Genomic DNA, 828 nt, shown 5'->3' with positions numbered 1-828 from the left:
CTAGAGCGGCGGACTTTCATGTGAGTCCATAGCCTGCGGCAGTGAAGTAGTTTCTGCATTCTGTTGGAGAGAAGAGATTGCAGATATCGCCAATGGCCTGCCACAGGGCGTCGATGGTTCTGATGGCCTTTGCGCGCAGATGCGCCTTGAGCTTGGCGAAGGCCATTTCGATCGGGTTGAGATCGGGGCTGTAGGGCGGCAGGAAGAGCAGCCATGCGCCTCTGGCCCGGATGGCTGCCTCGGCGGCCGGACTCTTGTGGGCAGCGAGATTGTCGAGGATGACCACATCGCCCTTTGCCAGCGTCGGAGCGAGCTGCGTTTCGACGTAGGTGTCGAAGATGCGACGGTTCATCGGCGTGTCGACGACGAAAGGGGCGGTGAGCCCATGGCAGCGCAGCCCGGCGATGAAGGTCTGCGTCTTCCAATGTCCGAACGGTGCCTTTGAGCGTAGCCGTTGGCCCTTCAGGCAGCGACCGCGCAGGCGCGTCATCTTCGTAGTGGTTCCGGTCTCGTCGATAAACACCAGCCGATGTGGCTCAAGCCGCATCCGCGGCTGGCGTTTGGCCCGCCACTGCTGGCGCGCCTTGCTGATGTCGGGTCGATCTTGCTCGCTGGCCAGCAGCGTTTTTTTTGAAGCGGTAGCCGTTCCTGATGAGCCAACGTGAGATCGAGGCGGGAGCCACTTGGACGCCTGTAGCAGTAACCAGCTCGGCGGCAAGCTCCGGCATGGTGATGTCGTCCTTCTCGGCCACACAACCAATCAGGAACGCACGATGCGGGTCGAGCTTGGAATGGCGGCGGCCTCCGCTCGGCTTGGGCACCAGGCTC

At 62.1% G+C, this 828-nt stretch carries 1 protein-coding gene and 1 pseudogene; both read right to left on the bottom strand.

Annotated elements, in window-relative coordinates; all coding sequences use genetic code 11:
* Positions 1 to 16: 16 nt before the first annotated feature.
* Positions 17 to 592, bottom strand: a complete 576-nt coding sequence (locus NKJ13_RS31520; protein ID WP_502901967.1) for an IS630 family transposase — start codon at positions 590 to 592, stop codon at positions 17 to 19.
* Positions 537 to 828: pseudogene (locus NKJ13_RS31735) on the bottom strand (hypothetical protein); the annotation flags it as partial. The gene NKJ13_RS31520 and the pseudogene NKJ13_RS31735, both read right to left, overlap by 56 nt.

Origin of the sequence: Mesorhizobium sp. M0174, from assembly GCF_040322275.1 — a bacterium.
Taxonomy (GTDB): domain Bacteria; phylum Pseudomonadota; class Alphaproteobacteria; order Rhizobiales; family Rhizobiaceae; genus Mesorhizobium.
Note: the sequence above shows the minus strand (reverse complement) of the source record. Positions and strands in the feature narration are given on the sequence as shown.